The sequence below is a fragment of the Lichenibacterium minor genome (assembly GCF_004137685.1).
GTDB classification, from domain to species: Bacteria; Pseudomonadota; Alphaproteobacteria; order Rhizobiales; family Beijerinckiaceae; genus Lichenihabitans; species Lichenihabitans minor.
The window spans coordinates 1-3,738 of the sequence record NZ_QYBB01000109.1 but is presented as its reverse complement, the minus strand read 5'-3'; the positions used below and the strand labels follow the sequence as shown (position 1 = coordinate 3,738).

Below are 3,738 nucleotides of genomic sequence, written 5' to 3'. Positions count from 1 at the left end.
CGGACGGTGTTGGACCCTTGGCCCTCTCGGATGAGATCTGTACGGGCGGCAACAAGGCGGTGTGGGCCAACGATCTCCTCAAGCAAGCGCTTGTCGTCTACCGACAGCGGAGCGAAGCGCTCCAGCTTGCGCGTCAACACGTTTTCCATTTGCGCTACCTTGCAGTGGCAAAAAGCCGCCGTGAAAGCAACTAAATTTCGCGCTACATGTTCCACACATTTGATAGTTATATTTCATACATTTGATAATTGGTCTTCGTAGCTCTTCACCCATACGGCCCCGTAAACAGGTCCCCCATCGCCCGCCGGGCCCGCACCGTCACGGCCCGGCGCCGCCGGTGCTCCGGCGCGTCGTGGAGGAGGTGGCACCGCTGGCACAGCGCGGCGAGGTTGCCCGGCGCGTTATTCTGCGGGTCGTGGTCGAGGTGGCACGTCGACAGGAACACGCGCGTGCGCCGCATGGGCAGGATGGTGCTGTGCGGCGGTCGCAGGCGACGGTGCCGCTTGCCCTGCCCGCAACGCCAGGTGCCGGCGTCCTCGTCCCACCAGAGCCCGTCGCCGAGGTGGATCACCTCCCGCCCGTGCGGCCGACCGCAGCCCTCGCAGCGGCCCTTGGCACGCCGGAAGCGGATCGACACCGACAAAACAACAGGAGGTGAGGGTGAGGAGATTTGACTGGGCATCGGTAGCGATTTTCGTCGGCTCATTCTCGGTGGCCGCGAGCATCCCAAACCTGTTCACCTATGGTCTGTTAGGACCGACCCACTGAACGGCGGCGGCGAGGCACAGGACGTCGAGGAACGTGGTCGCGGTTCTCTTGTACCGGGTCGAGCCGGTCCAGTGTGCCGGCTGAGCCAGGGACCGAAGTCATGGTCGGTCCGACGCTCGCGGTGCTGTGGCCGCGATGAACGCTTGCCACTCATCCTGCGATGGAGAAGTCTAGCAAGAGAAGATTGTCAGCACATGGAGTCGATCCATCACATGCGCCTGCTTGCTATAGCCACGCTCTGTCTGACTGCCGCTCTCAGCTTTGTAGCGCGCGCGAGCGCTCACCCAGCGGCGTCAACCATCATGAAGGTAGACCGGCAGGAAGCTTCGGCGAGCGATCGGCTGCATCACATGTCACGATTGAAACGGTATCGACGTCGGCGGTGAGCAATCGATGTCGCCGCCGCAGTCTCTCATAGGCCAGCCCGGCGGCGTGCTGCCGATGGTCGATCGTGCCGGCCGACAGCAGGGCATCGAGGGCGGATTTCGGTTCAGATTGAACCGAAACCACCCGCAGCCGGACTCCGGTGTCGGAGGGCTGGACGCGGGCGTTTCAAGGGCCGTCAGCTCTTCATCGCCGCCAATGCCCGCATGACAGCCGGATCCGTCAAGGGATTGTAGACCCCGCCAGAGTTGGCCGCCGGTCGGCCGTGACGGCATGCAGTAGGACGGCCCGACGGCGTATTGCGGGGCCCGGTCCGCGGCGGTAGAGTCAACCACCCCGACGGGATTGGGGTGGATCGGACCACCCTCATGCGCCTCCGCCTCGCCCTCGCCGCCGTCGCTCTCGTGGTCGCTGGCGGGCCGGGGTGGGGTTGTGAGGTGCGCCTTCGACGGTCAGCGCCAAACTGTCCCGCGGTAACTTATGGACCGGATGATTGTCAGGGTGGATCGTTCGGGCGGGCTGGCGACAAACTTACGGTTCCTGGCATGGTCAATATGATGATAAGCGGGCACGCTTACTATTGCGCATCGCATGAAACATGCGTACCTCTCGAACAGATTACAGTTAACCAGTGCGTGCTAACCTATCTACCGAGACAAAATGATGAGTCACGCGAGTACCTTGCTCATGTTATCGTAGACTCGAAGCAAGCTGCGTTACCATAAGTTATAATCAATATTCCTCATCCCTGCCCGTACCTGACGCGGTCCTGACTGTCGCGACGGGCCGAAACCTTCTTTGCCTCGTTCAGCCCGTTTTTGACATCAGTGCCGTGAATGTGGAAGTGGTCGCCGTGCCGCTCGTTGTGCTGTGAGCGGGTTCCGTGGTGGATGCTGTTGAGGACGTGGGACGACACCAGCGCATGCGGGGAAAGCTTCGGCACCAGCGTGCCATCGGCCAAACCCTTCACGATCGAATGGACCGTCTTCATGCGCGCCGCCGCCTCGGCGTTCATGGCATCGGCGAGCTTCTGATGCGCGGGATCAAGGAATCCCAGGCCACGATTGGTCGGGTGGGGCATCTCGCCCTTGGCCGCCATGGGCTTCGTGGTTCGGATGTAGTTGCCGAGCGTGCGCACCTGAACGGGATGCGCAGCGTCGCCGGTCGCGCCCGGGCGGACGTGTGACAGGTCGCCGGCCGGGGTGTTCTGTTGCTCTCGATAGCGGCGTTCCAGGGCACGGTCCGCATCTGTGCCACGTCCAGAGGCCAAACGATTGCGAGCGTCAAGGACGGCCTGGTCGCCGATGGGAGCGTCAGCGTGAGACGGAGTGCCGTTGACGGTGACAGTGGGGGTATTGCTGCCAGCGCCGGGATTGAAGCCACGATAGTAGCCCATGCGCTGAGCCTTCGCCCGCCCACGGTTTCCAGGCCTCTCGTAATCGTCGACGAGAGCCCCGATCATATCCGCTGCGTTATCGCCCTGAAGCGCACGCCAGGTCGTGGGGTACTTGTTTTTCATCTCCCATATCGCAGCGCGAGTTTGATCGGCTATAGACAGTTGATGCGGCATGGCGCCGAACTTTGCTTTGATAGCTGCTGACCTTGTCGGGTCCCACTGCACGATGCCGCTCGCCATGTGCGTGCCATCCCAGTGATAATCGCCTGGGACAGCGAGGCCCTCGCCACTCATGTTAGCCACAAGCGCACGGGCCGCCGTAGCGGATAGACCCTCCTTCAAGGCCGCCGCGTAAGCTTCCTTCTGGTTGGCTGCGAGGGCACCCTTGGCAGCCGTGGACCCGCCCCCACTGGCGGGCGAATAGCCCGTGGCTCTGCCGGCCCATCCCAACGCCTTTCTCGCGGCGCCCATAACGCCACCAGCATCTCCGCCAGCACCGCCGTTCGGGCCCATGCCGTCCGCCAGCTTCTTCACGCTTTCGGCCGTCGTCGCGATGTCGCTCTTGACCTTCTGGTCATCGCTGGCGCCGCTCAATCCGAGCTTGCCCTTGACCCAATCCCACAGCCCGCCACCCTGCTTCTTGCTGAACGCCTCTCGCTCCTCCGCGGTCCATTCGCTCATCGGCAGGGTATTGTTCGCCATCTTCCGTGCCCGCTCGGCGGGATCGGTGGTGACGGGGGCCGTGGGCGTGCTCTCCGCTGAAGCTCCGAGAGCCACAACGGGGTTGACCGCGATGCCCAACATCGTGCCGAGGCTGCCGCCAAGAACGGCTTGCAGGCCCGTGAGCCTTACGGCCAGGTTCGCCAGAACCGGCAGCACTTTAGCCGAAGCAAGAAGTGCGAAGGCTTCCAGCCCTCGGCCATAGTTCTCAAAAACCTGGGGGTTCTGCTCCAGCTTCTTCGCGAGAGTATCGAAGCCGTTCATCATCGGCACGAAGAACTCGGCGTCGAGCTTCGCGTGGATGATCTTGAGATCGGCCTCTAAATTGTTATAGGCCTGCTCTACTTTGCGGGCGTCTTCGGCGGCCTTGTTCGGATCAAACCCGAAAGCGCCGAGCTTGGCGTCGTAGGCGTTGAGACCGCGGCGTGTCTCGGCGGGGTTGCGCAGGGCGTTGAGGGCGTTGTCGCCCG

General features: G+C 62.9%; 2 protein-coding genes. Both read right to left on the bottom strand.

Annotation, left to right across the window (positions count from 1 at the left end; translation table 11 throughout):
- Positions 1 to 265: 265 nt before the first annotated feature.
- The gene (locus D3273_RS27285) at positions 266 to 682 is read right to left on the bottom strand and encodes a hypothetical protein (RefSeq protein WP_129230138.1); all 417 of its coding nucleotides are present in this window, start codon (positions 680 to 682) and stop codon (positions 266 to 268) included.
- A gap of 1,212 nt (positions 683 to 1,894) precedes the next feature.
- The coding region (locus D3273_RS28600; protein WP_207210924.1) for a phage tail tip lysozyme at positions 1,895 to 3,738 on the bottom strand (1,844 nt) is incomplete at its 5' end.